24 protein-coding genes and 2 tRNA genes are annotated in these 25,436 nt (G+C 60.3%); 17 read left to right on the top strand and 9 right to left on the bottom strand.

What is annotated here, in order from left to right:
- Positions 1-9: 9 nt before the first annotated feature.
- The gene (locus AC07RO_RS00235) at positions 10-912 is read right to left on the bottom strand and encodes a TIGR01777 family oxidoreductase (RefSeq protein ID WP_346626969.1); all 903 of its coding nucleotides are present in this window, start codon (positions 910-912) and stop codon (positions 10-12) included.
- A 299-nt stretch (positions 913-1,211) separates the two neighbouring features.
- On the opposite strand from AC07RO_RS00235, the gene AC07RO_RS00230 reads away from it, so the two are divergent.
- The 6 genes from AC07RO_RS00230 to AC07RO_RS00205 all read left to right on the top strand — a co-directional run bounded on the left by AC07RO_RS00230 (position 1,212) and on the right by AC07RO_RS00205 (position 6,321).
- Entirely contained in the window at positions 1,212-2,198 is a 987-nt protein-coding gene (locus AC07RO_RS00230; RefSeq protein ID WP_495085015.1) for an NAD(P)/FAD-dependent oxidoreductase, read from the top strand.
- Positions 2,195-2,410 carry a TIGR02450 family Trp-rich protein gene (locus tag AC07RO_RS00225; RefSeq protein ID WP_495085014.1) on the top strand — a complete coding sequence of 72 codons (216 nt, stop codon included), beginning with the start codon at positions 2,195-2,197 and terminating at the stop codon, positions 2,408-2,410. Before AC07RO_RS00230 ends, AC07RO_RS00225 begins: the two co-directional genes overlap by 4 nt.
- 169 nt (positions 2,411-2,579) lie before the next feature.
- Positions 2,580-3,560, top strand: coding sequence for a YbgA family protein (locus AC07RO_RS00220; protein ID WP_192174941.1), 981 nt, complete (start codon positions 2,580-2,582; stop codon positions 3,558-3,560).
- Positions 3,561-3,562: 2 nt separating this feature from the next.
- A complete protein-coding gene (locus AC07RO_RS00215) occupies positions 3,563-4,501 on the top strand; it encodes a MerR family transcriptional regulator (RefSeq protein ID WP_192174942.1) in 939 nt (312 codons plus the stop codon).
- Between the two features lie 9 nt (positions 4,502-4,510).
- Positions 4,511-5,956 carry a deoxyribodipyrimidine photo-lyase gene (gene phrB / locus AC07RO_RS00210; RefSeq protein ID WP_495085013.1) on the top strand — a complete coding sequence of 482 codons (1,446 nt, stop codon included), beginning with the start codon at positions 4,511-4,513 and terminating at the stop codon, positions 5,954-5,956.
- Between the two features lie 53 nt (positions 5,957-6,009).
- Complete coding sequence (locus AC07RO_RS00205) at positions 6,010-6,321, top strand: YkgJ family cysteine cluster protein (RefSeq protein WP_122536194.1); 312 nt, start codon at positions 6,010-6,012, stop codon at positions 6,319-6,321.
- A gap of 186 nt (positions 6,322-6,507) precedes the next feature.
- Here AC07RO_RS00205 and AC07RO_RS00200 read toward each other — a convergent pair whose 3' ends face one another.
- The 6 genes from AC07RO_RS00200 to hemA all read right to left on the bottom strand — a co-directional run bounded on the left by AC07RO_RS00200 (position 6,508) and on the right by hemA (position 11,890).
- Positions 6,508-7,026 carry an acyloxyacyl hydrolase gene (locus AC07RO_RS00200; RefSeq protein ID WP_192174944.1) on the bottom strand — a complete coding sequence of 173 codons (519 nt, stop codon included), beginning with the start codon at positions 7,024-7,026 and terminating at the stop codon, positions 6,508-6,510.
- Positions 7,027-7,139: 113 nt separating this feature from the next.
- On the bottom strand, positions 7,140-7,940 hold the full coding sequence (gene murI / locus AC07RO_RS00195; RefSeq protein WP_495085012.1) for a glutamate racemase: 801 nt from the start codon (positions 7,938-7,940) through the stop codon (positions 7,140-7,142).
- Positions 7,933-8,706: a molybdopterin-synthase adenylyltransferase MoeB gene (locus tag AC07RO_RS00190; protein ID WP_495085011.1), complete on the bottom strand. Its 774-nt coding sequence runs from the start codon at positions 8,704-8,706 to the stop codon at positions 7,933-7,935. Before AC07RO_RS00190 ends, murI begins: the two co-directional genes overlap by 8 nt.
- On the bottom strand, positions 8,700-9,533 hold the full coding sequence (gene prmC, locus AC07RO_RS00185; RefSeq protein ID WP_346631459.1) for a peptide chain release factor N(5)-glutamine methyltransferase: 834 nt from the start codon (positions 9,531-9,533) through the stop codon (positions 8,700-8,702). The genes AC07RO_RS00190 and prmC overlap by 7 nt, the downstream gene beginning before the upstream one ends.
- The gene (gene prfA / locus AC07RO_RS00180) at positions 9,534-10,616 is read right to left on the bottom strand and encodes a peptide chain release factor 1 (RefSeq protein ID WP_192174948.1); all 1,083 of its coding nucleotides are present in this window, start codon (positions 10,614-10,616) and stop codon (positions 9,534-9,536) included. It abuts the gene before it with no gap.
- Positions 10,613-11,890: a glutamyl-tRNA reductase gene (gene hemA, locus AC07RO_RS00175; RefSeq protein WP_192174949.1), complete on the bottom strand. Its 1,278-nt coding sequence runs from the start codon at positions 11,888-11,890 to the stop codon at positions 10,613-10,615. The genes prfA and hemA overlap by 4 nt, the downstream gene beginning before the upstream one ends.
- 258 nt (positions 11,891-12,148) lie before the next feature.
- Between hemA and AC07RO_RS00170 the strand changes: the two genes are divergently transcribed.
- From AC07RO_RS00170 to ychF, 8 genes are all read left to right on the top strand, one after another.
- Entirely contained in the window at positions 12,149-13,876 is a 1,728-nt protein-coding gene (locus AC07RO_RS00170) for a tetratricopeptide repeat protein (RefSeq protein WP_282369452.1), read from the top strand.
- 4 nt (positions 13,877-13,880) lie between these two features.
- A complete protein-coding gene (gene lolB, locus AC07RO_RS00165) occupies positions 13,881-14,498 on the top strand; it encodes a lipoprotein insertase outer membrane protein LolB (protein WP_282369450.1) in 618 nt (205 codons plus the stop codon).
- A 2-nt stretch (positions 14,499-14,500) separates the two neighbouring features.
- Positions 14,501-15,352, top strand: a complete 852-nt coding sequence (ispE, locus tag AC07RO_RS00160; protein WP_495085010.1) for a 4-(cytidine 5'-diphospho)-2-C-methyl-D-erythritol kinase — start codon at positions 14,501-14,503, stop codon at positions 15,350-15,352.
- A 36-nt stretch (positions 15,353-15,388) separates the two neighbouring features.
- A tRNA-Gln gene (locus tag AC07RO_RS00155) sits at positions 15,389-15,463 on the top strand.
- A gap of 47 nt (positions 15,464-15,510) precedes the next feature.
- Positions 15,511-16,452: a ribose-phosphate pyrophosphokinase gene (locus AC07RO_RS00150; RefSeq protein ID WP_037018241.1), complete on the top strand. Its 942-nt coding sequence runs from the start codon at positions 15,511-15,513 to the stop codon at positions 16,450-16,452.
- Between the two features lie 140 nt (positions 16,453-16,592).
- Entirely contained in the window at positions 16,593-17,204 is a 612-nt protein-coding gene (locus AC07RO_RS00145; RefSeq protein WP_065991778.1) for a 50S ribosomal protein L25/general stress protein Ctc, read from the top strand.
- Positions 17,205-17,279: 75 nt separating this feature from the next.
- Positions 17,280-17,864 (top strand): aminoacyl-tRNA hydrolase, encoded by a 585-nt coding sequence (gene pth, locus AC07RO_RS00140; protein WP_108120616.1) that lies wholly within the window; start codon positions 17,280-17,282, stop codon positions 17,862-17,864.
- Positions 17,865-17,885: 21 nt separating this feature from the next.
- The gene (ychF, locus tag AC07RO_RS00135) at positions 17,886-18,986 is read left to right on the top strand and encodes a redox-regulated ATPase YchF (protein ID WP_192174953.1); all 1,101 of its coding nucleotides are present in this window, start codon (positions 17,886-17,888) and stop codon (positions 18,984-18,986) included.
- Positions 18,987-19,109: 123 nt separating this feature from the next.
- Here ychF and AC07RO_RS00130 read toward each other — a convergent pair whose 3' ends face one another.
- Together AC07RO_RS00130 and AC07RO_RS00125 are read right to left on the bottom strand one after the other, a co-directional pair.
- On the bottom strand, positions 19,110-19,766 hold the full coding sequence (locus AC07RO_RS00130) for a class I SAM-dependent methyltransferase (protein ID WP_192174954.1): 657 nt from the start codon (positions 19,764-19,766) through the stop codon (positions 19,110-19,112).
- A 147-nt stretch (positions 19,767-19,913) separates the two neighbouring features.
- A complete protein-coding gene (locus AC07RO_RS00125; protein WP_346626960.1) occupies positions 19,914-21,971 on the bottom strand; it encodes a methyl-accepting chemotaxis protein in 2,058 nt (685 codons plus the stop codon).
- Positions 21,972-22,402: 431 nt separating this feature from the next.
- Between AC07RO_RS00125 and AC07RO_RS00120 the strand changes: the two genes are divergently transcribed.
- The 3 genes from AC07RO_RS00120 to AC07RO_RS00110 all read left to right on the top strand — a co-directional run bounded on the left by AC07RO_RS00120 (position 22,403) and on the right by AC07RO_RS00110 (position 25,344).
- A tRNA-Met gene (locus AC07RO_RS00120) sits at positions 22,403-22,479 on the top strand.
- 438 nt (positions 22,480-22,917) lie between these two features.
- Complete coding sequence (locus AC07RO_RS00115) at positions 22,918-23,622, top strand: hypothetical protein (protein ID WP_346631462.1); 705 nt, start codon at positions 22,918-22,920, stop codon at positions 23,620-23,622.
- 141 nt (positions 23,623-23,763) lie between these two features.
- Entirely contained in the window at positions 23,764-25,344 is a 1,581-nt protein-coding gene (locus tag AC07RO_RS00110; protein ID WP_495085009.1) for an aldehyde dehydrogenase (NADP(+)), read from the top strand.
- Positions 25,345-25,436: the final 92 nt, after the last annotated feature.

The raw sequence follows: 25,436 nt of genomic DNA, 5'->3' as shown, positions 1-25,436 counted from the left end.
ACCTTGATGTCAGTGGCGGCCCAAAAGGTTTTCCAGGGCCGCGCGCAGATCAGTGAATCGGAAAGTGAAACCCGCCTCTTGCAGGCGGTCTGGCCGGGCGCGTTGACCGCCCAGCAACAGGATCGATAGCTCGCCCAGCAACACTCGAAGCGCAACGGCCGGCATCGGCATGAAGGATGGTCGGTGCAGCACGGACGCGAGGGTCTTGGCGAAATCCCGGTTGCGGGCCGGTGACGGCGCGCAGGCATTATAAGGACCTCGGGCATCGTCCCGGCTCATCAGAAAATCAATCAGGGCGATTTGATCTTCTATATGAACCCACGGCATCCATTGGCGTCCGTTGCCGATCGGCCCGCCCATGCCCATCTTGAACGGCGGCAACAGCCGCTGCAGCATGCCGCCTTCGTCGGCCAACACCAGTCCGGTGCGTACCAGCACCACGCGAATGCCCAGGGTCTCGGCACGTTGCGCGGTCTCCTCCCAGGCAATGCACAGACGGCTGGCGAAATCTTCGCTGACCGGTTGCGCATTTTCGTCGAGCTCGCGCTCACCGCCGTCGCCATACCAGCCTACCGCCGAGCCGGATATCAACACGTCGGGTTTCTGCTCGCGGCGCTCAAGCCACGTGACCAATTGCTCAGTCAGGGTGATGCGGCTGTCCCACAGCAGTATTTTGCGTTTGCGGGTCCACGGACGGTCGGCGATGGGTGCGCCGGCCAGATTGATCACCGCGTCGACGTGCTGGCTGCCTATGTCGTCGAAGTGAGCTATCCCGCGAACGTTGGCGCCGCAGAGCCGCGCAACGTCATCGGGTTTGCGACTCAAGACCGTCAGCTGATGGCCCTGCGCGAGCCAGTGTTTACACAAACGACGCCCTATCAAGCCTGTACCGCCGGTCAGCAAGATGTGCATGACTGAGTTCCTTACGTGGCGTTCATCGCAATTGCGGAGTCTATTTCTTCACAAGCCATGAGCTCGTGCGCGGAGTGATCACTCAACTTTAGGTCAGGTTAGAGCGATCCACTTCACTGCTGTTCTTTAGGACAGCCTGATCGTGCAGTTGAACGATTGAAGCAAAGCGTCAGACTTGTCAGCGAGCCCTTGGAAAGGTCCGCGTCCTGCGTATGCAGGGCGACAACTTATACCGAAAAACGGCATTGTACAGCTTTTGCCTGAGGCGTAGTCTGTGCAGACAAGGTAACGAGGCCCCTATGACTGTCCCCATTGCAATCATCGGTACCGGCATCGCCGGACTCTCCGCCGCCCAGGCGCTGCAAGCCGCCGGGCATAGCATTCATCTCTTTGACAAGAGCCGCGGCAGTGGCGGCCGGATGTCCAGCAAACGCAGCGATGCCGGCGCACTGGACATGGGCGCGCAATACTTCACCGCCCGCGACCGTCGCTTCGCCGCCGCCGTCCAGCAGTGGCAAGTCGAGGGCCACGTGGCCGAGTGGAAGCCGCTGCTCTACAACTATCATGGCGGAAAACTCAGCCTGTCGCCCGACGAGCAAGTGCGCTGGGTCGGCGCGCCGCGCATGAGTGCAATCACCCGGGCCATGCTCGGCGACATGCCGGTGACCTTTTCCTGCCGCATCACCGAAGTCTTTCGTGGCGAACAACACTGGAATCTGCTGGACGCCGACGGCCAAAGCCACGGCCCGTTCAGCCAGGTCGTGATCGCCATCCCTGCGCCCCAGGCCACGACCCTGCTGGCCGACGCGCCGAAACTGGCGAGCGTTGTCGCGGGCGTGAAGATGGAGCCGACCTGGGCGGTCGCGCTGGCTTTTGATACCCCGCTGGACACGCCCCTCGAAGGCTGCTTCGTGCAGGACAGCGCCATCGACTGGCTGGCCCGCAATCGCAGCAAACCCGGGCGCGACAGCCAGATGGACACCTGGATTCTGCACGCCACCAGCGCCTGGAGTCGCCAGCATGTGGACATGGCCAAGGAGGACGTCATCGAACACTTGCACGGCGCGTTCGCCGAGCTGATGAATTGCGCGATGCCGGCCCCGGCATTCACCCTCGCCCACCGCTGGCTGTACGCAAGGCCGGCTGGCGGACGCGAAGTCGGCGCGTTGTCCGATGCAGATCTGGGTCTGTACGTCTGCGGCGACTGGTGCCTGTCGGGCCGAGTCGAAGGCGCCTGGCTGAGTGGTCAGGAAGCCGCGCGACGTCTGCTGGAACACCTCAAATGAATCGAATCAACCCGCGCAAGCTGCTGCTGTCGAAATGGACGGCAGCGTCTCCTCAAAACCGTGAAAAGCACTTTTTGGTCACCGAGTTGTTTTGTGATGAAGAAGGGACGGTGCTGGAGATCGAACTGCAAGCCGTCATGACCAAGCGCAGCCAGACGCTGGCCTGGCAGACCCTGAAGAATGACCAGAGCTGGCAGATGGGTTGGAAGTAAACCCTTCCCAACTGCCGCGTCAGCCCGTCATTACGGCTGAATTCCCGCACCTTGTCGTTTCATTCACCGATCTTGTACAAATTATTTGACTTGCACTGCTACAAACCTATGATGGGCAAATGTTGTACAGAGAAACGGATCTGTATAAGAAGTTCATCGAGGGTTTGTCATGTCTGCTGTACTCGATCATTCATCAGAGCAAGCCTCCAAACCCAAGCTGGGCGTCAGCGCCTGCCTGATGGGTGTGGAGGTCAGGTTCAATGGCGGGCACAAGGAATCGCACCTTCTGACCCGTGCCCTCAACGAATACTTCGATTTCGTGCCGGCGTGCCCCGAGGTCGCCATCGGTATGGGCATCCCTCGCGAAGCCATTCGTTTGGTGGGAGACACAGATCACCCTCGGGCGATCGGCACGGTTCATCACGCCATGGATGTTACCGAGCAACTGGCTGATTACGGCGAGCACATGGCTACTGAGATGAGCGACATCTGCGGCTATATCTTCATGCAGAAATCGCCGTCGTGTGGCCTGGAGCGGGTCAAGGTGTACCGCGATAACGGCGTGCCGTTCGAAACCGGCGGACGTGGCATTTATGCCCAGGCGTTCTGCGCGCGTCATCCTGATCTGCCGGTTGAAGAAGACGGCCGTTTGAACGACCCGGTGCTGCGGGAGAATTTCATCACCCGCGTGTTTGCCTATGCCGCGTGGCAAGAGCTGCTGAAAAGCGGCATCACCCGCCGTGCGCTCACCGAGTTTCACGCCCGCTATAAATACCAATTGATGGCCAACGATCCCGTCCAGTACAAGGCGCTGGGGAATCTGCTGGGCACCATGGGCCGGAATGACCCTGCCGAGATCGCCCCGCGCTACTTCAGTCAATTGATGAGCGCGCTGAAAAAACCGGCGACGCGGCGCACCCACACCAATGTGCTGCAGCATCTGTGCGGTTATCTGCGCCAGACCCTCAGCGCATCCGACAAGAAAGAAATCCAGGGCGTCATCAATCAGTACCACCAGGGCATCGTGCCGCTGGTTGTGCCGCTGACGCTGCTCAAACACCATTTCCGCCGACACCCCGATCCGTACATTGCGCTGCAGGTTTATCTGCAGCCGCATCCGGAAAACCTCAGTCTGCGCAACGCGATTTGAACATGACAACTACCGAGCAAGAACCGCCGGAAGGCGACCCGCAGGACCCCGCGAACGCCTTTGAAAACGGCTGGCTGCCGATTCGCGAAATCGCCCGACTGACCGGTGTGAACGCAGTGACCCTGCGCGCCTGGGAACGTCGATATGGCCTCATCGTTCCGCACCGTACAGCCAAGGGCCATCGTCTTTACAGCAACGAACATGTCGACCGCGTGCTGACCATCCTCACGTGGCTGAATCGCGGCGTGTCGGTCAGTCAGGTCAAGCAGTTGATCGACGATCAGCAGGCGCCAGCGCCCAGTGTCGAGAATGACTGGGACATTCTTCGCCAGACTCTGCAGGAAGCCATCGGCGCCCTGGCCGAGCGGCGACTCGATGATTCCCTCAACCGCGCGATGTCGCTGTATCCGCCGCGCACGCTTTGCGAACAACTGTTGCTGCCGCTGCTGGCGTCACTTGAGCAGCGCTGGCAAGGCCAGTTCGGCGCGCAGCTTGAGCGGGTGTTTTTCTATTCGTGGCTGCGCAGCAAGTTCGGCGCCCGGCTTTACCACAACAACCGTCAGGTCAGCGGCGCGCCCTTGCTGCTGGTCAATCAGTCCGACCTCCCGCTCGAGCCGCATCTGTGGCTGACCGCGTGGCTGCTCAGCAGCGCCGATTGCCCGGTGGAAGTGTTCGACTGGCCATTGCCGGCCGGCGAGCTGGCCCTGGCCTGCGAATACCTCAAGCCGCGCGCAGTGCTGTTGTATTCCAGCAAGTCACTGAACGTCGGCCAGTTGCCTCGCCTGCTGCACAACATCGAGTGCCCGAAGCTGATCGTCGGGCCTGCGGTGCGTATTCATTCGACGGAATTATCCGCAGCCGAGGGTGAAGTCTCGGGCCTGTCCCTCGCCGAAGACCCTTTGACCGCCCAGGCTGCCTTGCAGCGGCTGGGGCTTATCTAAGGAATAACTATGCAATTGATATGGCTGCGCAGTGATCTGCGTGTGCACGACAACACCGCGCTGAGCGCTGCCATGGAGCAGGGCCCGACTCTGGCCGTGTACGTGATCAGCCCGGGCCAGTGGCAGAGCCATGACGATGCCCCATGCAAAGTCGATTTCTGGCTGCGCAACCTTCGCGAATTGAGCAAGTCACTTGCGGCGCTCAACGTCCCTTTGCTGATTGTCCATGCGGACACGTGGGCGCAGGCACCCAATTCGATCCTGAAGCTGTGTCAGCAACACGGGATCGAAGGTGTACACGTTAACGACGAGTACGGCATCAACGAGACCAAACGAGACCGTGAAGTGGAGGCGGCTCTCGACGGCGCCGGCATTCTGTTTCGTCGTCACCTCGACCAGCTGTTCTTCCAGCCGGGCAGCGTGCTGACCAAAAGCGGCGGCTATTTCAAGGTCTTCACGCAGTTCCGCAAGGTCTGTTACGCCCGCTTGCATTACTCGATGCCGGCGCTGGTTGCACGGCCCAAGCCGCAACAGAAGCTGTCCGTCAAAAGTGACGTCGTTCCCGATGGCGTCAAGGGCTTCGCTGCGCCGACCGAGACCCTGCGCTCGCTCTGGCCGGCCGGTGAAGATGAGGCGCGTGATCGCTTGCACAACTTCACCGACGAGCAGGTGCATTACTACGATCAAGAGCGCGACTTCCCCGCCAAGCCCGGGACCAGCCAGCTGTCTGCGTACCTGGCGGCCGGGGTGATCTCGCCCCGCCAATGCCTGCATTCAGCACTGCGCAGCAACAGCGGCGAATTCGAGACCGGTAATCCGGGCTCAGTCACCTGGATCAATGAGCTGCTCTGGCGTGAATTCTACAAGCACGTGCTGGTGGGGTTCCCCCGTGTCTCCCGTCACCGCGCCTTCCGCCCGGAAACCGAAGCGCTGAAATGGCGCAATGCGCCCAAGGATCTGGAAGCCTGGCAACAGGGTAGGACCGGGCTGCCGATTGTCGATGCAGCCATGCGCCAGCTGCTTGAAAACGGCTGGATGCACAACCGCCTGCGGATGATCTCGGCGATGTTCCTGACCAAGAATCTGCTGATCGACTGGCGCGAGGGTGAGCGCTATTTCATGCAGCACCTGATCGACGGCGATCTTGCGTCGAACAATGGCGGCTGGCAGTGGAGCTCATCGACCGGTACCGACGCATCGCCCTACTTCCGGATCTTCAATCCACAAAGTCAGTCGGAGCGCTTCGACCCTGAAGGTCGATTCATCAAGCAATGGGTGCCTGAACTGGCTGAGTTGAACAAGCGAGACATTCATAACCCGTCCGCGCTGGGCGGGCTGTTCGGCGTGGAAGGCTACCCCGCGCCCATCGTCGATTTGAAAGCCAGCCGCGAACGCGCCCTGCAAGCGTTCAAGTCGCTGCCCCAGCGGCAAGCCGAGACGCAGGAGAATGGGTGAGCATTCGTCACGCCGGTTAGCGGTCTACTGCGCGGTGATTTAAACTGCCGCCCATGACGACTGTGATCCCTTCGCTTCAACTCCCTGACGAACCCGCAATCACGTGTTCCACCTGCGCGGCCTGCTGCTGTCAGCTGGAAGTCATGTTGATTACCGACACCGGCGTGCCCGAGCGTTACATCGACACCGATGACTGGGGCGGCGAAGTGATGCTGCGCCTGGACGATGGCTGGTGCGCGGCACTGGATCGCGACACGATGATGTGCACGATCTACGACCGTCGACCGTTGATTTGCAGGGAGTTCGAAATGGGTGCGCCGGAGTGTATTGCCGAGCGAGAAGGAATCGCGACCGCTTATCTGTGATGGTCGCGGCAAGCAGGAAGCACGGGATTTGATGTTTGCCTGGCTCAGCTGTTTTGGCTGACACGTTCCCGGCTAAAGCCGGTCCTACGAGGTGATTTTTCAGTAGGACTGGCTTTAGCCGGGAAGAAGCGGGTAGTGCATTGCAGGTGCGGTTAAACCCGCTCGTGCAATAACGCAATCAAACGCTTAGAACGGCATCGTGTAGTGAATCGCGTAGCTTTCGATACCGTCGTTATTGGTGGTCATGCCGCCGTTGGAGTAGTGAGTGGCGCGCAGGCCAACTTCATGTCCACCAGCAAAGCGCAGACCGAAACCCAGACGGTCTTCAAACTGGAACGCGCTGCCCAGCTTGTTGCCTTCCACTTCGGTGCGCTGGAATACAGCGGCGCCGATACCGGCTTCAATGTAAGGCTTGACGCTCTCACCCGAGAACTCATAAACGAATACCGGAGAGAACGACAGGCTGTTGTTGCTGGAGCTCTTGTCGCCTTCCCAGTAGGTGTAAGCGCCGCTCCAGTAACCGGTCAGGCGACCGACACCGGTTTGCCACCAGCTTTGATCCCAATCAAATTGCGCGCCCAGACGATAAGTCATCGTGGATTCGCCAGTGTGTCCTACGGAAAACTCGACCCCATCAGCTTGAGCAATTGCGCTTTGCCCCAACAACGCAGCCGCAATCGCAGCCAAACAAAACAGTCGCTTCATCTGAAACATCCTATTTTCGAAAGCAGTTAAAAATTTTTTATATCGACAGAAGTGCTGTAGAAGCCGGCGGCTGAACGTTAGTTCACCCACAGCCGAAGCGATTCACGTTTTTTTCACGAAACGAAGCTTCGCACATTGTCGGAGTTGTTACAAAGCACGCGTAGGACGTTTCTGAAATCTTCTGGATCACCGGTCGTCCAGAACTGAGCAGTCCGAGGATGACCGCTCGCCAGCAGCTCGCGCTCGCCCAGTAACCGCTGCAACTGCCGGGCTACAGCGGCACCGGTGTCGATCAGCGTGATGGAGGCAGGGATCATTTCCCGCAGCAATGGTTTGAGAAACGGGTAATGGGTGCAGCCCAGAATGATGGTGTCGCACCCCGCCGCGAGTAACGGCGCGACGTAACCCTGCAGCAACTGGCGAATCGCCGGGCTGACCAGATCGCCCGTTTCGATCAGCTCCACCAGGCCCGGACACGGCTGCGTGATGACTTGCACGTCTGCCGCAAAGCGATCGAGCAACGCGGCGAACTTGGCGCTTTGCAAAGTACCGGTGGTCGCCAGCACGCCGACGACGCCGGTCCGCGTTGCCGCAGCTGCAGGCTTGACCGCCGGCTCCATGCCCACAAGTGGCCAGTCAGGGTAGCGGACGCGTAAGTCGGCGATGCCGGCCACTGTTGCCGTATTGCAGGCGATCACCAGGGCCTTGGCGCGCTGGCTGTGGAAAAACTCGGCAATCGTCGCGCAACGTTCGCGAATGAATTCCGGGGTTTTCTCACCGTAGGGAATGTGGCCGCAATCGGCGACGTAGAGCAACGATTCCCGTGGCAGCAACTGCTGTATTTCCGCCAGCACCGACAACCCGCCGACGCCGGAATCAAACACCGCCACCGGCGCATCGCTGTCTCTATTCATGCTCGGCGGTAACTCGGGGCCCGGTACCGCACACACTGCAGCCAGGGTCGCGTTTGACTTTCAATTCGCGGAATCGCGTGCTCATGACATCAATCAGCAGCAGTCGCCCCACCATCGGCTCGCCAAATCCGGCCAGCAGCTTCAGGGCTTCGAGAGCCTGCAAACTGCCAACCAATCCTACCAACGGACCGATCACGCCCGCCTCGCTGCAAGTCAGTTCGGTTTCGCTGCCGTGCCCGTACAGGCAGTGGTAACAAGGGCTCTCCGGACGACGCGGATCGAACACCGACAGTTGCGCTTCGAGGCGAATCGCAGCGCCGCTGACCAGTGGTTTGCAGGCGGCGACGCAGGCGGCATTGACGGCTTCACGCGTAGAGAAATTGTCGGAGCAGTCCAGCACGAGGTCTACCCCGGCAACGGCTGCGGCCAGCGAGTCAACATCAAGGGCGGCGCGATGGGGCACCAGTGTGATCAGCGGATTGATCGCAGTCAGCCGCGCAATGGCTGAATCAACCTTACTCAGCCCCACGCTCTGGGTGTCGTGAATGATCTGGCGTTGCAGGTTGGTGAGATCGACGCTGTCGAAATCCGCCAGATGCAGTTCGCCGACGCCGGCCGCCGCCAGGTACAACGCCACCGGCGAACCCAGCCCGCCGAGGCCGACGATCAAAACGCGGCTCTGCTTGAGGCGCAGCTGACCGTCGATGTCGACCTGTTGAAGAAGGATCTGCCGGCTATAGCGCAGCAGCTCTTCGTCCGTCAGCACGGCACTCGCCCGAAGGTAATGCGCTCGTGGTCGCCCAGGTCGCGGCGGGTCTTGATCTCTTCGAATCCGTGCGCAAGCAACAACTCGCGAACCGCTGCGCCTTGATCGTAGCCATGCTCCAGCAACAGCCAGCCGCCAGCTTCAAGGTGCACGGGCGCTTGCGACACAATCAGGCGCAGGTCGTCCAGGCCATCGGCGCCGGAGACCAGCGCACTGCTTGGCTCGAAGCGCACATCGCCTTCGACCAGATGCGGGTCATTGGAGGCAATGTAGGGTGGGTTGCTCAGGATCAGGTCAAAACGCTGACCTTCGACGGCACTGAACCAGTGGCTGTGAAAGACCTTCGCGTTGTCCAGATGCAGGCGCTGACGATTGCGTTCGGCAAGCTCGACCGCCTCTTCAACGCGATCCACCGCCGTGACGCTCCACTGCGGACGATCCTTGGCCAGCGACAGAGCAATCGCGCCGGTGCCCGTGCCGAGGTCGAGCAGCGTGTGAGGAATCGCACCAGGCAGAAGCTCCAACGCGGTTTCCACCAGCATCTCGGTTTCGGGCCGGGGGATCAGCGTATGGGGAGCGACTTCCAGGTCGATGTTCCAGAACCCTTGCAGGCCCAGGATGTACGCGACGGGTTCGCCGGTTCGACGACGCTTGAGATAGCCGTCGAAAGCGTGCGCCGCTTCGGTGCTGACAATACGCTCGGGCCAGGTGTGCAAAAAGCTGCGTGGCTTGCCCAGGGCAGCGGCCAGCAACAATTCTGCATCCAGGCGCGCTGTCGGAGAATCCGGCAACTCGGCGCTTCTTAACAAGCTGGCGATGATGGTCATTTAATCACCCAGTGCCGCAAGTTGGTCTGCCTGATACTCGGCAAGTAACGGTTCTATCACTGCATCGACCCCGCCGGCCAGAACTTCATCAAGGGAGTAGAGCGTCAGGTTCACGCGGTGATCCGTGACTCGCCCCTGTGGGAAATTGTACGTACGAATGCGTTCCGAGCGATCCCCGGAACCGACCAGCAATTTACGCTCACTGGCGATGGCGTTGGCCGCCGCAGCGGTCTGCTGATCGTTGAGCTTGGCCGACAGCCAGGACATGGCCCGCGCACGGTTCTTGTGCTGCGAACGCTCTTCCTGACACTCCACCACAATGCCGGACGGCAAGTGCGTAATGCGGATGGCCGAGTCGGTCTTGTTGACGTGCTGACCACCGGCGCCGGATGAGCGATAGGTGTCAACGCGCAAGTCGGACGGGTTGATCTCGATGGTCTGCTGTTCGTCAGGCTCTGGCAACACCGCCACGGTACACGCAGACGTATGAATGCGGCCCTGGGATTCGGTTTCCGGCACGCGCTGAACGCGATGCACACCCGACTCGAATTTCAGCTTGCCGTAGACGTGCTCGCCTTCGACCCGCGCAATGACTTCCTTGTAGCCGCCATGCTCGCCCACGTTCTCCGACAGAATCTCGACACGCCAGCCACGCCGCTCGGCATAACGGGAATACATGCGGAAAAGGTCGCCGGCAAAGATCGCGGCTTCGTCACCGCCCGTGCCGGCGCGGATTTCCAGAAACACGTTACGGCCATCGTTCGGGTCTTTGGGCAGCAGCATTTTTTGCAGGTCAGCTTCAAGGACCAGCAACTGATCCTTGGCTTCGCGCACTTCCTCGACTGCCATTTCGCGCATGTCGGGATCGCTGTCCTTGAGCAGCGCCTGCGCGCCTTCGAGGTCGCTCTGCACTTTCTGCAGCTGCCGGTATACCTGAATCACTGGCTCGACTTCGGCGTACTCACGGGAATACGCGCGAAATTTGGTCTGGTCGGAGATGACTTCGCCATCGCCGAGCAGCGCGGTCAATTCCTCGAAACGGTCGCTGAGCACGTCCAGCTTATTAAGCAGTGAAGCTTTCATTGCGGGGATTTATCCGTGGAGCCCTCGTTGAGGGCAAAGAGTTCCTGGGCCATGGCCAGCGCATCGACGCGGCCTTCAGCGGAGAGCTTTTTGAGCTGCACGCTCGGGGCGTGCATCATTTTGTTCGTCAGGCCACGTGCCAGCGCCATCAATACATCTTCGGCGTTGCTGCCATTGGCAAGCATGCGCTGGGCTTTCTGCAATTCTTCGTCACGCAGGCGTTCGCTCTGCTGACGATACGCCTTGAGCACGTCGACCGCCGCCAGTTCGCGCAGCCGCGACATGAAATCGTCGACGCCCATGCTGACCAGTTCTTCGGCCGCCTGCGCCGCGCCCTGGCGGCTTTTGAGGTTTTCAGCGACGACTTCGTGCAGATCGTCGACGGTGTAGAGATAGACGTCGTCCAGCTCGCCGACCTCAGGCTCGATGTCGCGCGGCACGGCGATGTCGACCATGAAGATCGGCTTGTGCTTGCGCAGTTTCAGCGCGCTTTCCACGGCGCCCTTGCCCAGAATCGGCAACTGACTGGCCGTGGAGCTGATGACGATGTCGCTGTTGACCAGCTCGGCCGGGATGTCGGCCAACAGCACCGCATGAGCCCCGAACTGCTCGGCCAGAATATTCGCGCGTTCGAGGGTGCGGTTGGCAACAACGATACGCTTGACCCCGAGATCATGCAGGTGACGCGCGACAAGCGTGATGGTCTCCCCCGCCCCGATCAACAGCGCTTGGCTGCGCTGCAGGTCGCTGAAAATCTGCTTGGCCAGGCTGACGGCGGCAAAGGCGACGGACACCGGGTTCTCGCCGATGGCGGTGTCGGTGCGTACCTGTTTGGCAGCGCTGAAAGTGGCCTGAAAAAGACGCCCGAGCAGTGGGCCGACGGTGCCGGCCTCCCGGGCAACGGCATAGGCCGATTTCATCTGACCCAGGATCTGCGGCTCGCCGAGCACCAGTGAGTCCAGGCCCGACGCCACGCGCATCATGTGTCGCACTGCCGCGTCGTCTTCATGCACATAGGCACTGGCGCGCAGCTCATCGACATTCAGGTGGTGATAATCCGCCAGCCAGCGCAACACGACGTCGGCGGTCAGCTGATCCTGTTCGATATAAAGTTCGCTGCGATTGCAGGTGGAGAGAATGGCCGCTTCCCGGCTGCGGGTCAGGCGGCAGAGCTGCTGTAGCGCCTCAACCAGCTGCTCAGGCGTAAATGCCACGCGCTCGCGGACATCAACTGATGCAGTCTTATGGTTGATACCCAGAGCAAGAAAGGCCATTCAAGGTCGCTGATGGTGACGTGAAGCCGGCAATTGTCCTACTTCGATAGAGTCAGGACAACCACCGCAATACATTCAGAACGTCCGCAGCACACTATTGTCCCTATACAGGTTGCTTATCACCGCCTCTGGCCTGCGACAAAATGTCCACGCACAGGCTGTAGATTAAGCATATCCAGATTTCGCGCGGGCTGTGGGTTTGCTCCCGGCCTTGTGTCATGATGCTTCCAAACCGCAGGTAAGCCGCCCCTCCTCTATATGAATAAATCCTCCGCGTTGTTCCTTGCCCTTGTCGCTCTGAGTGGCTGCCAGTCTACGGCCTCCGTTTCTACGGAGCCTTCTGCTCCCGCGAAAGAAGCGCCGCCCGCACCCGAGGCCAAACCTCAGGTGTACGGCTCGTTTACTCAGGAAACCGTCGTCAGCCTGCTGACCGCCGAGCTTGCCGGCCAGCGCAATCGCTTCGACATCGCGCTGGACAACTACGTGACCCAGGCGATCCAGACCCAGGATCCGGGGATTTCCGAGCGCGCCTTCCGCATCGCCGAATACCTGGGGGCCGATCAGGCCGCCCTCGACACCTCAATGATCTGGGCGAAAAACGACCCGGGCAATCTCGAGGCACAGCGCGCGGCAGCCATCCAGCTGGCGCGGGCCGGGCGCTACGACGACTCCATGCGCTATATGGAGAAGGTTCTTCAGGGCCAGGGCGACACGCATTTTGATTTCCTCGCGTTGTCTGCGTCGGAAACCGATTCCAATACGCGCAAAGGGCTCATCACCAGCTTCGATCGCCTTCTGATGAAGTATCCGAAAAACGGCCAACTGATCTTCGGCAAGGCGCTGTTGCTTCAGCAGGAAGGCGACAGCGCCGCCTCGCTGAAACTGCTCGAAGACAATCCGCCGGGTGAAGGTGAGGTGGCGCCGATCCTGTTGCGTGCCCGACTGCTGCAAAGCATGAACCGCGGCAAGGAAGCGATCCCGCTGCTCGAAAAAAGCATCAAAAAATACCCGGATGACAAGCGCCTGCGCCTGACCTATGCGCGCATGCTGGTGGAACAGAACCGCATGGAAGACGCCAAAGTGCAGTTCTCCAGCCTGGTTCAGCAGTACCCGGATGACGACGAGCTGCGTTATTCGCTTGCCCTCGTCTGCCTGGAAAACAAGGCATGGGATGAAGCGCAGGGTTATCTCGAAGACCTCGTTGCACGCGGCAGTCACGTCGACTCGGCCCACGTAAACCTCGGCCGCATCTACGAAGAGCGCGACGATCCGCAAACCGCGCTCGCCGAATACGCTCAAGTGGGCCCCGGCAACGACTTCCTGCCTGCGCAGCTGCGTCAGGCCGATATCCTGATGAGCAACGGCAACACTGCAGAAGCGTCGAAGCGGCTGGCCCAGGCACGTGCCGATCAACCCGATTACGCCATTCAGCTGTACCTGATCGAAGCCGAGACCCTGGCCAACAACAACCAGAGCGACCGCGGCTGGCAAGTGTTGAGTCAAGCGCTCAAGCAGTACCCGGATGATCTGAATCTGCTCTACACCCGCTCAATGCTGGCCGAGAAACGCAACGATCTGAAACAGATGGAGAGTGACCTGCGGGCCATTCTCAAGCGCGAGCCGGACAACGCCATGGCGCTGAACGCTCTGGGCTATACCCTCTCGGACCGCACCACACGCTACGCCGAGGCCAAGGAATTGATCGAGCGCGCGCACCAGCTCAATCCGGAAGACCCGGCGGTGCTCGACAGCCTCGGCTGGGTCAACTACCGCTTGGGCAATCTGGATGAAGCCGAGCGTCTGCTGCGTCAGGCGCTGGAGCGCTTCCCGGATCACGAAGTTGCCGCGCACCTGGGCGAAGTCCTGTGGGCCAAAGGCGAGCAGCGTGAAGCTCGCAAAGTATGGGGCAAGGCCCTTGAACAACAACCTGACAGCCCGGTTCTGCGCAGCACCATCAAACGCCTGACCGGCGCCGAGACCCTTTGAATTTATGCAATTGCGCCACGTACTCGTATTCAGTCTGATCGCCCTGCTCGCCGGCTGTGCCGGCATGTCCTCCCGCGAAGCCGTGCAAGGCAAGGGGGACGCCAATCAATGGCGTGTGAACAAAGAACAACTCAGCAGCCTCGATGGCTGGCAGATCAACGGCAAGGTCGGCATCCGCGCGCCAAAGGATTCCGGCAGCGGCACGCTGTTCTGGCTGCAACGCCAGGATTACTACGACATTCGCCTGTCCGGCCCGCTGGGGCGCGGTGCTGCCCGCCTGACCGGTCGACCTGGCGCGGTGTCGCTGGAAGTCGCCAATCAGGGCCGCTACGACGCGCCGGACCCGGAAACCCTGCTCAAGGATCAGCTCGGCTGGAAATTGCCGGTGTCGCATCTGGTCTGGTGGGTGCGCGGTTTGCCCGCGCCGGACAGCAAAAGCAACCTGACCCTTGACGGTGACAGTCGCCTGGCCAGTCTTGAGCAGGATGGCTGGCAGATCGAATACCTGAGCTACACCCAGCAAAATGGTTTCTGGCTGCCTGAACGCATGAAGCTGCACGGGCAGGATCTGGACGTCACGCTGGTCATCAAGGACTGGCAACCACGCAAACTGGGACAATGAGCATGTCGCAAGCACGACTGACACTGCCCGCCCCTGCCAAACTGAACCTGATGCTGCACATCACCGGACGCCGCGCCGACGGTTATCACGAACTGCAGACGTTGTTCCAGTTTCTCGATTACGGCGACGAGCTCAGCTTCGCGCTTCGTGACGACGGCGAAGTGCGACTGCAGACGGAAATTGCCGACGTCCCCCACGACAGTAATCTGATTGTCAGAGCGGCTCGCGCCCTCAAGCAACAATCGGGTTGCCCGCTTGGCGTTGATATATGGCTGAAAAAAGTCCTGCCCATGGGCGGCGGCATCGGCGGCGGAAGTTCCGACGCGGCAACCACACTGCTGGGCCTGAATCACCTTTGGCAACTGGGTTGGGATGAGGATCGGCTGGCGGCGCTGGGCCTGCTGCTTGGGGCTGACGTGCCGGTTTTCGTGCGCGGACATGCTGCTTTTGCCGAAGGCATCGGCGAGATCCTGACCCCCGTAACCCCCGAAGAACCTTGGTATCTGGTGCTAGTGCCGCAAGTATCTGTAAGTACAGCAGAAATTTTTTCAGATCCACTGTTGACACGTGACACTCCTCCCATTAAAGTGCGCCCCGTTCCCAAGGGAAACAGTCGAAATGACTGCTTACCGGTTGTAACGAGGCGGTATCCAGAAGTTGGTAACGCTTTGAATTTGTTAGGTAAATTTACCGAAGCAAAATTAACCGGAACTGGAAGTTGTGTGTTTGGGGCCTTCCCAAGCAAAGCTGAAGCTGATAAAGTCTCGGCCCTTCTTACAGAGACCCTTACAGGGTTTGTAGCAAAAGGCGCAAACATCTCGATGTTGCACCGGAAGTTACAGGCGCTGCTCTAAAAGGAACCGAGTGCCAGGCACTCGTGCAACAGATACAGGGGCGTCGCCAAGCGGTAAGGCAGCAGGTTTTGATCCTGCCATGCGTTGGTTCGAATCCAGCCGCCCCTGCCATTTTCCTATAGTCATCCAGGCATACCCTAAGCCTCCAGGTACTGCGCGTGTCCAAGATGATGGTCTTTACGGGGAACGCCAACCCCGATCTGGCTCGGCGTGTCGTACGTCAGCTGCATATCCCTCTCGGTGACATCTCTGTTGGAAAGTTCTCCGACGGTGAGATTACCGCTGAGATCAATGAAAACGTTCGCGGTAAAGACGTCTTCATTATTCAGCCGACCTGCGCTCCGACCAACGATAACCTGATGGAACTCGTCGTGATGGCAGACGCCTTCCGTCGCTCCTCGGCCACTCGTATCACTGCTGTAATCCCTTACTTTGGTTATGCCCGCCAGGATCGCCGTCCGCGTTCTGCCCGTGTGGCTATAAGCGCTAAAGTGGTTGCGGACATGCTCACTGTCGTCGGTATCGACCGTGTGCTGACTGTCGACCTGCACGCTGACCAGATTCAAGGCTTCTTCGATATTCCGGTAGATAACATCTACGGCTCCCCGGTTCTGGTGGATGACATCGAAGACCAACGCTTCGAAAACTTGATGATTGTCTCCCCGGATATCGGCGGCGTCGTGCGTGCACGTGCTGTTGCCAAATCCCTGGGCGTCGATCTGGGCATCATCGACAAGCGCCGCGAGAAGGCCAACCACTCCGAAGTGATGCACATCATCGGTGACGTGGAAGGTCGTACCTGTATTCTCGTCGACGACATGGTCGATACCGCGGGCACTCTGTGCCATGCGGCCAAGGCGCTGAAGGAACACGGCGCTGCCAAGGTCTTCGCGTATTGCACACACCCTGTTCTGTCGGGCCGTGCGATCGAGAACATCGAAAATTCCGTGCTGGACGAACTGGTGGTGACGAACACTATCCCGTTGTCCGCTGCTGCACAGGCCTGTGACCGTATCCGCCAACTGGATATCGCACCGGTAGTCGCTGAGGCGATGCGTCGCATCAGCAACGAAGAATCGATCAGCGCGATGTTCCGATAAGGGCCCTGCCCTGCCGAACCATCCGTTGACGAAAAGCGCCCCGCCCCGACACTCAATGCCGGGGCGGGGCTTTTTTGCCCATACCGTGTCAGGCGCTGGTCGCAAACGCCGCTCGGTCATGGCTATTTTGGAGATACAAAATGAACGAATTTACTCTGAACGCCCAAGCGCGTACTGACCTGGGGAAAGGTGCGAGCCGCCGCCTGCGTCGTCTCGCCGCCTCCGTCCCAGCCGTTGTCTACGGTGGTGGCCAGGAAGCTACTTCGATCACCATCGAAGCCAAAGAACTGGCCAAGATGTTTGAAAACGAAGCTGCCTACAGCCACGTTATCGAGCTGAACATTGCTGGCGCCAAGCAGAACGTCATCGTTAAAGCGATGCAGCGTCACCCTGCCAAGCAGTTCATCATGCACGCCGACTTCATCCGCGTCGTGGCTGGCCAGAAACTGACCGCTATCGTTCCAGTGCACTTCATCAACGAAGAAGCACCGGTCAAGAAAGGCGGCGAGATCTCGCACACCACCACCGAGCTGGAAGTGACCTGCCTGCCGAAAGACCTGCCTGAGTTCATCGAAGTTGACCTGGGCGCGCTGGAAATCGGCGACAACGTTCACCTGTCCGACGTTAAAGCACCTAAAGGTGTTGAATTCGTTGCTCTGGCGCACGGCAAGGACCTGGACATCGCAAACGTCCACGCTCCTCGCATCGTCCAGGACGAAGAAGAAGGCACCGCAGAAGGCGAAGCAGAGTAATCATTACTCGCTAGTCGGTTGAACCCGTGATGATGCTCGCCATCATCACACTCGACCCAAGGAAGAGCCCCTGACGTGACCGCCATCCAACTGATCGTCGGCCTGGGAAATCCAGGCCCCGAATACGAACAGACCCGGCATAACGCAGGGGCTCTTTTCGTTGAGCGCATTGCCAGCGCACAGCGTGTCAATCTGACCGCTGACCGCAAATATTTCGGCCTGACGGCTAAGTTCAGTCATCAAGGCCAGGACGTTCGTCTGCTGATTCCCACCACCTACATGAACCGCAGCGGCCAGTCCGTCGCAGCTCTGGCGGGTTTCTTCAGGATTCCTCCGCAAGCCATTCTGGTGGCCCACGACGAACTCGACCTGCCTCCGGGCGTCGCCAAACTCAAACTGGGTGGCGGGCACGGCGGGCATAACGGGCTGCGCGACATCATTGCGCAGCTCGGCAACCAGAACGGCTTCCACCGCCTGCGGCTTGGCATCGGCCACCCGGGCGACGCCAGTCTGGTGTCCAATTTCGTCCTGGGTCGTGCGCCACGCGCCGAGCAGGAAAAACTGGACGCCAGCATCGACTTTGCCCTCGGCGTGCTGCCGGATGTACTCGCTGGCGACTTCGCCAAGGCGATGCGCGTCCTGCACAGCCAGAAGGCCTGACATCACTCGAGGGGAAACACCATGGGATTCAACTGCGGCATCGTCGGCCTGCCCAACGTCGGCAAGTCCACCCTGTTCAACGCCCTGACCAAATCAGGTATTGCGGCGGAGAACTTTCCCTTCTGCACCATCGAACCGAACACCGGCATCGTGCCCATGCCGGATCCGCGCCTGCAGGCCCTGGCTGACATCGTCAACCCGAAGCGCATCCTGCCGACCACGATGGAGTTCGTCGACATCGCCGGGCTGGTAGCCGGTGCCTCCAAAGGTGAAGGCCTGGGCAACAAGTTCCTCGCCAACATCCGCGAAACCGACGCCATTGCTCACGTCGTGCGCTGCTTCGAAGACGAGAACGTGATTCACGTCTCCAACAGCGTCGACCCGAAACGCGACATCGAGATCATTGATCTGGAACTGATTTTCGCTGACCTCGACAGCTGCGAGAAACAACTGCAGAAAGTCACGCGCAACGCCAAGGGCGGCGACAAGGACGCAGTGGTCCAGAAAGGCTTGCTGGAGCAACTCATCGCTCACTTCACACTGGGCAAACCTGCGCGCAGCCTGATGAAGAGCATGAGCGCCGATGAGAAAGCCGTCATCAAGGGCTTTCATCTGCTGACCACCAAACCGGTCATGTACATCGCCAACGTCGCTGAAGACGGTTTCGACAACAACCCGCACCTGGACGTGGTTCGCGCCATCGCTGAAGAAGAAGGCGCCATGCTGGTGCCGGTCTGCAACAAGATCGAAGCGGAAATCGCCGAACTCGACGACGGCGAAGAAAAGGACATGTTCCTGGAGGCCCTGGGCCTTGAAGAGCCTGGCCTGAACCGCGTGATCCGTGCCGGCTACGAGATGCTGCACCTGCAGACCTACTTCACGGCCGGCGTCGAAGAAGTGCGTGCATGGACCGTCCGCGTCGGCGCTACCGCGCCACAGGCTGCGGGTGTGATCCACACCGATTTCGAAAAAGGCTTCATCCGCGCCGAGTGCATCGCCTACAACGACTTCATCCAGTACAAGGGTGAGGCCGGTGCCAAGGAAGCGGGCAAATGGCGCCTGGAAGGCAAGGATTACATCGTCAAGGACGGTGACGTTCTGCACTTCCGTTTCAACGTCTAACGCGCGCGTGGACCTCCACGACCCCCGTTGAACATCAAAGCCCGCGTATCACTCAGTGATTCGCGGGCTTTTTGCTTTCAGCGCTTTGTATCTGTCAGCAACGCCCGCCTGCCTCGGTGCAGCTCAGACAATCGGCTGTGCTGCGCGGAACAGCAGAACGACGCCTTCGAGCCTGAGCGTCACATCGCGAAAATGCATGCGCAAATGCGCTTCGAAACCGGCCTGGGTGTCGTGGCTGTTTCCGAAGATGCCTTTCTTGTTGTAGACCGCCATCAGCTTGCGGCCAAAGCCATTGTGACCCGCCTCGTCCCCCAGAATAGTCGCGCCAAACAACACGCCGTCCGGGTTCAGGTTGTGCTTGAGGTGAGCGAAGATCGCCGCCTTGGCGTCCAGCGGGCCCGGCAGGCAATGCAGCAGGTAAAACAGCGATATCGAATCGAAGCGCTCGTTTCCGGGTATCGGCGTCATCACGTCATGCTGGAGGGTGCGCGTGTCTGGCCGGCCGATCCTGCGCTTGGCGGCGGCGAGGCTGCTCGGGTTGAGGTCCATCAGGGTGATTCGGGTGTTCGGCGGCAGCTTGGCTTTCGCCAGGTAGTAACCCGTGCCGACGCCAATATCCAGATGATGAGCACGTACGTTGGCGCGGAAGAACGGCAACAGCACGTCATCGGTCGGGCAACGCCAGGCATACCGGTTGGAAATGCCCAGCACCCACGCGTCGTACAACGCTAACGTCAGGGGCGAATAAACCGCCGCACCCGCGGCACTGCTGTCGGTCATGGAAAAATCCCTACGGCGATGGGTATCGAAATACGGTGAGAAAGCGACAAATCTTATACGTCGCCTGGCTTTCGTCTTTCAACCCACACCCCATGCGCACCCGTGAAAACGTGCGCGCTGATCGCCCTCGTGCCTTGCTTGCGCGGCTTACCCCAGCTGGAATCTCGCGGTGTTGTCGCTCAAGGCCCTGCTGCCTTTGGTCAGGGTGTCTGCAGCCTGATTGACCGCACGCGCGCCGTCCAGCAAACGGCCTGCAGCCTGATCCACCTGTTGGATGTTGCCACTGACCTCGTCCGCCGTTGCGGCCTGCTCTTCAACCGCGGTGGCGATCTGTGCCAGCGTGTCGGTGACGATCTGCACGGCGCTGGCAATCTCTTCCAGCCGCTCGCCCAGCCCGGTCACCGACTGCGCATCACTCACCGCCTGGCCACACGCCGCTTCCATCAGGCTGACGGCTTGGCTGACGGTCGAGCGCAAGCTGTCCACGGTCCCGGCAATTTGCGCGGTCGACGCCTGGGTCCGCTGGGACAAACTGCGCACTTCGTCAGCGACCACGGCGAAGCCACGGCCCTGCTCGCCCGCACGCGCCGCCTCGATGGCGGCATTGAGCGCCAGCAGATTGGTCTGTTCGGCGATGCCGCGAATGGTGTCGACCACAGACTGAATTTGCTGGCCCTGCTCGCTGACCTTGCTCAGCGCGTTGGCGGTGTCGGTGAGTTTCTGGTTCAACTGCTGAATGCTCGCGGTGGTGCGCTGACTGTCGCGGCTGCTGTCCTCGGCGATGCGTCGGGTGGCCTGAGCGCTGCCGGACGCCGCTTCACAGCTGCGGGCAACGCCCATGGAAGTCGCGGCGAGCTCAGTAGCCGCCGCTGCAATCTGGCTGATCTGCTGTTGTTGATCTTCGACTTCGTTGAGCGTGCTGCCGGACTGCGCATTGAGGGTTAGCACCGCAGAGCCCAATTGCTGGGTTTCGTGGTTGACGCCCAGCAGACTGGTGCGCAGTTGCACCACGGCAACGTTGAGCGCGGTGCTAATGGCAGCCAGTTCGTCACGCCCTTCAACGGCGACCTCGACGCACAAGTTGCCGTCACGCAGGGACTCGGCCAAGGTCGTGATGCCTTTGGCGCTGCGCTGAATCGACGCCTGGAGGCACATGAAGAGGTACAGCGCCGCGAGCGCGAGAATGCTGAATATCGCGGCCACCGGCACAAACTGCTGAGTAGCCTGTTCATGGTAATAATCGAGCCGGCTGGTGAGTGAAGACAGTGACTGCTTGCGCAGGGCCGCCAGTCCGTCGCTGACGTTATCGACGCTGCGTTCGAAGCCGGCCGGGTCGAGCTTGATGCTGCCGCCGAACACACCGTCGTCGAGCACTTTCAGTTCGGTATCGAGGCGCTGAAGACTGTCTTCATACTGACGCGTCCAGACCTCCATACCCGGGTAAGCCTTTGCTTTTAGCGAGCCTACTGCTTTGACCAACTGATCGCGGGCGTCGCCGATGCGACTGCGCAGGTCGCGCATCTGAAGACGGCTTTGCAACGAGAACTGTCCGGACGCGATCGACGACTGGCCGATACTCGCCATGCGCCCTACCCGCTCGACAAGGTCCGGCGCCTGCTGCGTCGCGATCTGCATCAGCAAGTAGGTTTCAAGCCAGGGGTCTAGGATCAAGCCGCTGTCCATGGCGATCTGTTCGCGCAGGCTCTGCAGCGCTGTAAGAGCGGATGTGAAGCGGTCGTAGCCGTCCGGCCACCAGCCGACCGCCCGCAAGGATTCCGAATCCATGCCTTTGACCGAGGCCTGCAGCGCTTGATACCGGGTCATGATGTCCGCGCTGGCGTTCTGTGCCTTGAGTTCATCACCCAGGGAAGCCAGGGACCGGTTCAGGTCAGGGTTCGCAGCATCCAGCGCGCTCATGGCTGCCTTCGCGGCCGGCGTTGGATCATGAAGAATGTCGGCCGCCTTCCAGCGCGCAGCGCGATTGCGCTGGGCCGTCAGTTGCACATCCAGCGCATCGAGGGCCATGAGCTGACGCACGCCGGCTTGTTCCTGGGAAATCACCGCCAGCTTGCTGCGGTAATCCTGGCCGATCATCCACAGGCTGCCGGCAAGCGGCAAAATAAACAGAAAGAAGAGCACCTGAAACTTGCGTGCGAACCCGAGACGTCCGAGCAGGCGGATGCCTGGCGACAAAAGACTCTGCATAGCCGACTACTCCTCACCGACAAACGCTGCATGACAAATGATCGTCGCTGCGCTGCCTTACATTCTTACCGGCAAAATGCCATGTCTGTGTTTTGAAAACGATAACCGCCCATCTTTTGAACAAGGGAAGCGTTTGGGCCTATCGAAGTCTGCTGCCGCTTCCATCTATAACGGCAGCGTTGCGGCAGGCATAAGCAAGAACCGGACCGATAGCACGAAGCCATCAAACCGGGCACAAGCCCGAGGACGGTGCAGGATAGGTGCGCGAAAGTGGGGCAAAAGCACTCAGCGCCGAGTTAGAAACTGTCACCGACGTGCAGGGATGAGGAATGGCTGAAGGGCCGCGAGGCTAACCGATTGATCGTGTGGATAAATTTTTTCAAAGAGACGCTTGACACATCTCCGATCTGAGCGAATAATGCGCGCCACTTGGCTACATAGCTCAGTTGGTTAGAGCATAGCATTCATAATGCTGGGGTCCGGGGTTCAAGTCCCTGTGTAGCCACCAAGTACCTCAACAAAGCCCGCCTTGTGCGGGCTTTGTTGTTTCTGGCTTTCCGTGGCTAAAGTGGGATCCCAATACGCCGATAGCCCTGTACTGCATCTCGCAGGGCACGGAGGCAATATGAAGAAGATCGCTATCGCTGGACTGGTCGCTCTGCTTTCCATCGTTTCACTCTCCGCGTCGGCGTGTCCGAAAGGCACCCATCCGACAGGCGGGACGGGCTCTCACCACAAAGGCGGGACCTGCGTATAAGACCAGCCCGGCAATTGCCGGGCTTTTTGATGCTGTGGTCTAGTCTGAGGCGTCCAACGCCAATCTTCCTGTGGTCCGGGTGCAAGCGGCAATCCGTGACAACCGCGCCCTCGTCCAATAGATTACGCCCCTCGAAACGCCCCGAGCTTTTCGCGCCTCAACCCCAGTTAACGAAGCAGTGGATGTTCAATGTCTGATTCCCATACCGATCCGGCGGCAAACGCCGTGTCGTCGAAGCAAGCCTACGAAGAAGCCATCAACCTTTCACAACACGTGCCACAGGCCAAAACCATCAGCGAGATGGTGCTCGACGCTTTCCAGAGTGCCAAGGAAAGCGACCAGATTCGCGATCTGCGCCTGGCCATACGCGCCGCCCATGACCGATTCGATGATGACCAGGCCTACGAACTGATGGGTCAGCTTAAACAGCTCAAGGACGCCGAAGCCGCTGACATGGCCGCGCTCGAAGACCTGAGCGCGAAGTTTCCGATCAGCCGGATTCTCTCCAGCTATAAAGACGATCCGAGTTTTCAGGAGCTCGTCTACAGCCTGGCGTTGAAGGTACTGAACCAGACCCATCAAGCGGTCAGCAACCCGAGTGGCGGCAAGGGCAAAGCGACGCGGCCGAAGAAGGAAGCCGAGGTTTTCGTCATCAGCAAGGACGGCGCCAGCGTCACCCTGCCCCTGCGCACGCCGCGCTCCAAAGCCAACGCTGACCGCGAAGCCTATGAATTCCTCGGGTTCTCGTTCATCGGTGAAGGCGATGAAGCCGAACTGCAGAGCGAAGTGTTCGTGGACAAGGACGGCAACCAGCAGCCCGCCACGCGCAAAAACATCGTCAGCGCGATCCAGCAGCAGACGGCGTTTGAAGGGTTCAGCGCCGTTCAGCAATAAGCGGCAGCAATACGCTCGGCCCTAAGCCGGGCGACAAGCTCAACACCAGGACCGGTGGCGATCGTAGCGCCATGATGTAACCTCAGAGGCTGGCCACAGCGGTACCCACTGACGGTCGCCGCCCTCGAGAGGTGTTGAGCAATGCAGATTCTTGGTGAAACGATCATCGGGCAACGTGCTGTGCGGGGCCAGGCCGGAGAGGTGTTCGCCCTCGCCGCCACCACGGGTGAACCCCTGACACCTTCATTTGGCGCCAGCACGCTGGAAGACGTCAATGCCGCGTGCGAACTGGCCGAAGCTTCGTTCGACAGTTATCGACAACTGAGTGACGACCAACGCGCCACCTTTCTTGAGGCCATCGCCCAAGGTCTTCTCGATCTGGGCGATGTGCTCACCGAACGCGTGCATGTCGAAAGCGGCCTGCCCAAGCCGCGCCTTGAAGGCGAGCGGATGCGTACGGTCAATCAGCTCAAACTGTTTGCCAGCCTGCTGCGCGATGGGCGTTGGCACGGTGCCGTGGTCGACACCGCGCTGCCGCAGCGCCAGCCCCTGCCGCGCGCCGACTTACGTCTGCGGCGCATCGGCCTTGGTCCGGTGGCAGTGTTCGGTGCGAGCAACTTCCCCCTCGCCTTCTCGGTTGCGGGCGGCGATACCGCCTCAGCGTTGGCGGCCGGTTGCCCGGTCATCGTCAAGGCGCACCCGGCTCACTTGGGGACCAGCGAACTGGTGGGGCGCGTGATCCAGAAAGCCGCGCGCGACACCGGCATGCCTGAAGGCGTGTTCTCGTTATTGATCGACAAAGACATTGCTGTCGGCCAGGCGCTGGTCAGCCACCCGTTGATTCAAGCCGTGGGCTTTACTGGCTCCCGCCGTGGCGGTCTGGCGCTGGTGGCAGCGGCTCAAGCGCGTGCGGTGCCGATTCCGGTGTACGCCGAGATGAGCAGCATCAACCCGGTGTTCCTGCTGCCGGCCGCTTTGCTGGCCCGCGCCGAAACCATTGCCAAAGGTTTTGTCGAATCGCTGGTCATGGGCGCGGGGCAGTTCTGCACCAACCCCGGCATTCTGCTGGCACTGGAAAGCGACGCGCTGGAAACGTTCGTGTCGGCTTCGGCCAAGGCGCTGTCCGAGAAACTGCCGACCACCATGCTGACGCCGAACATCCACGGCGCTTACTGCAACGGGCTGAATAATCTGCACAGCGCATCCGGCGTGACGCTGGTGGCGGAGGGTCAGGAGGCCGAAGGTTCATTCCAGGCCCGCCCCGCATTCTTCCGTACCGACTCGGCCACCTTCCTCGCCAACCCTGCGCTGGAAGACGAGAACTTCGGGCCAAGCGCGTTGTTGATCGTTTGCACCGACGTCGCCGATCTGCAGAAGGTCGCCGCCAGCTTCGATGGTCAACTGACCGTAACCCTGCAATTTGACGATGGCGATGAGGCAACTGCTCAGGCGCTGCTGCCGATTCTGGAGCGCAAGGCGGGACGGATTCTGTTCAACGACTTCCCCACCGGCGTCGAAGTGAGTTATTCGATGGTCCATGGCGGACCGTTCCCGGCCACTTCCGACAGCCGCAGCACCTCGGTGGGCGCGACCGCTATTGATCGCTTCCTGCGGCCTGTCTGTTATCAGAACGTGCCGGACTCGCTGCTGCCCCCTGCGTTGAAAGCCAGCAATCCGTTGAAGACCTGGCGTCTTGTGAACGGCGAACTGTCGAAGGACTGAGGTGCATCGGTGCCCGCCGCGCGCCAGCCTGGCAACTGAAAACTGCGTCGCCGCGCCCCTTCAGCCAAGGGGCGCGGTCCTATCCAGTCCGG

It is taken from the genome of Pseudomonas sp. GW821-FHT07F05, from assembly GCF_059418765.1.
The sequence above is the reverse complement of the archived record's forward strand: the minus strand, read 5'-3'. Positions and strand labels throughout refer to the sequence as shown.

Bases quoted from the DNA above. Each gene is read 5' to 3' on its own strand.
- AC07RO_RS00220 (WP_192174941.1), top strand. From the start codon at position 2,580: ATGTCTGCTGTACTCGATCATTCATCAGAGCAAGCCTCCAAACCCAAG.
- ispE (WP_495085010.1), top strand. From the start codon at position 14,501: ATGTCGCAAGCACGACTGACACTGCCCGCCCCTGCCAAACTGAACCTG.
- AC07RO_RS00215 (WP_192174942.1), top strand. From the start codon at position 3,563: ATGACAACTACCGAGCAAGAACCGCCGGAAGGCGACCCGCAGGACCCC.
- phrB (WP_495085013.1), top strand. From the start codon at position 4,511: ATGCAATTGATATGGCTGCGCAGTGATCTGCGTGTGCACGACAACACC.
- AC07RO_RS00125 (WP_346626960.1), bottom strand. From the start codon at position 21,971: ATGCAGAGTCTTTTGTCGCCAGGCATCCGCCTGCTCGGACGTCTCGGG.
- AC07RO_RS00115 (WP_346631462.1), top strand. From the start codon at position 22,918: ATGTCTGATTCCCATACCGATCCGGCGGCAAACGCCGTGTCGTCGAAG.
- hemA (WP_192174949.1), bottom strand. From the start codon at position 11,890: ATGGCCTTTCTTGCTCTGGGTATCAACCATAAGACTGCATCAGTTGAT.
- AC07RO_RS00145 (WP_065991778.1), top strand. From the start codon at position 16,593: ATGAACGAATTTACTCTGAACGCCCAAGCGCGTACTGACCTGGGGAAA.
- AC07RO_RS00170 (WP_282369452.1), top strand. From the start codon at position 12,149: ATGAATAAATCCTCCGCGTTGTTCCTTGCCCTTGTCGCTCTGAGTGGC.
- lolB (WP_282369450.1), top strand. From the start codon at position 13,881: ATGCAATTGCGCCACGTACTCGTATTCAGTCTGATCGCCCTGCTCGCC.
- AC07RO_RS00110 (WP_495085009.1), top strand. From the start codon at position 23,764: ATGCAGATTCTTGGTGAAACGATCATCGGGCAACGTGCTGTGCGGGGC.
- AC07RO_RS00235 (WP_346626969.1), bottom strand. From the start codon at position 912: ATGCACATCTTGCTGACCGGCGGTACAGGCTTGATAGGGCGTCGTTTG.
- murI (WP_495085012.1), bottom strand. From the start codon at position 7,940: ATGAATAGAGACAGCGATGCGCCGGTGGCGGTGTTTGATTCCGGCGTC.
- AC07RO_RS00230 (WP_495085015.1), top strand. From the start codon at position 1,212: ATGACTGTCCCCATTGCAATCATCGGTACCGGCATCGCCGGACTCTCC.
- AC07RO_RS00205 (WP_122536194.1), top strand. From the start codon at position 6,010: ATGACGACTGTGATCCCTTCGCTTCAACTCCCTGACGAACCCGCAATC.
- prmC (WP_346631459.1), bottom strand. From the start codon at position 9,533: ATGACCATCATCGCCAGCTTGTTAAGAAGCGCCGAGTTGCCGGATTCT.
- AC07RO_RS00200 (WP_192174944.1), bottom strand. From the start codon at position 7,026: ATGAAGCGACTGTTTTGTTTGGCTGCGATTGCGGCTGCGTTGTTGGGG.
- AC07RO_RS00130 (WP_192174954.1), bottom strand. From the start codon at position 19,766: ATGACCGACAGCAGTGCCGCGGGTGCGGCGGTTTATTCGCCCCTGACG.
- prfA (WP_192174948.1), bottom strand. From the start codon at position 10,616: ATGAAAGCTTCACTGCTTAATAAGCTGGACGTGCTCAGCGACCGTTTC.
- AC07RO_RS00225 (WP_495085014.1), top strand. From the start codon at position 2,195: ATGAATCGAATCAACCCGCGCAAGCTGCTGCTGTCGAAATGGACGGCA.
- ychF (WP_192174953.1), top strand. From the start codon at position 17,886: ATGGGATTCAACTGCGGCATCGTCGGCCTGCCCAACGTCGGCAAGTCC.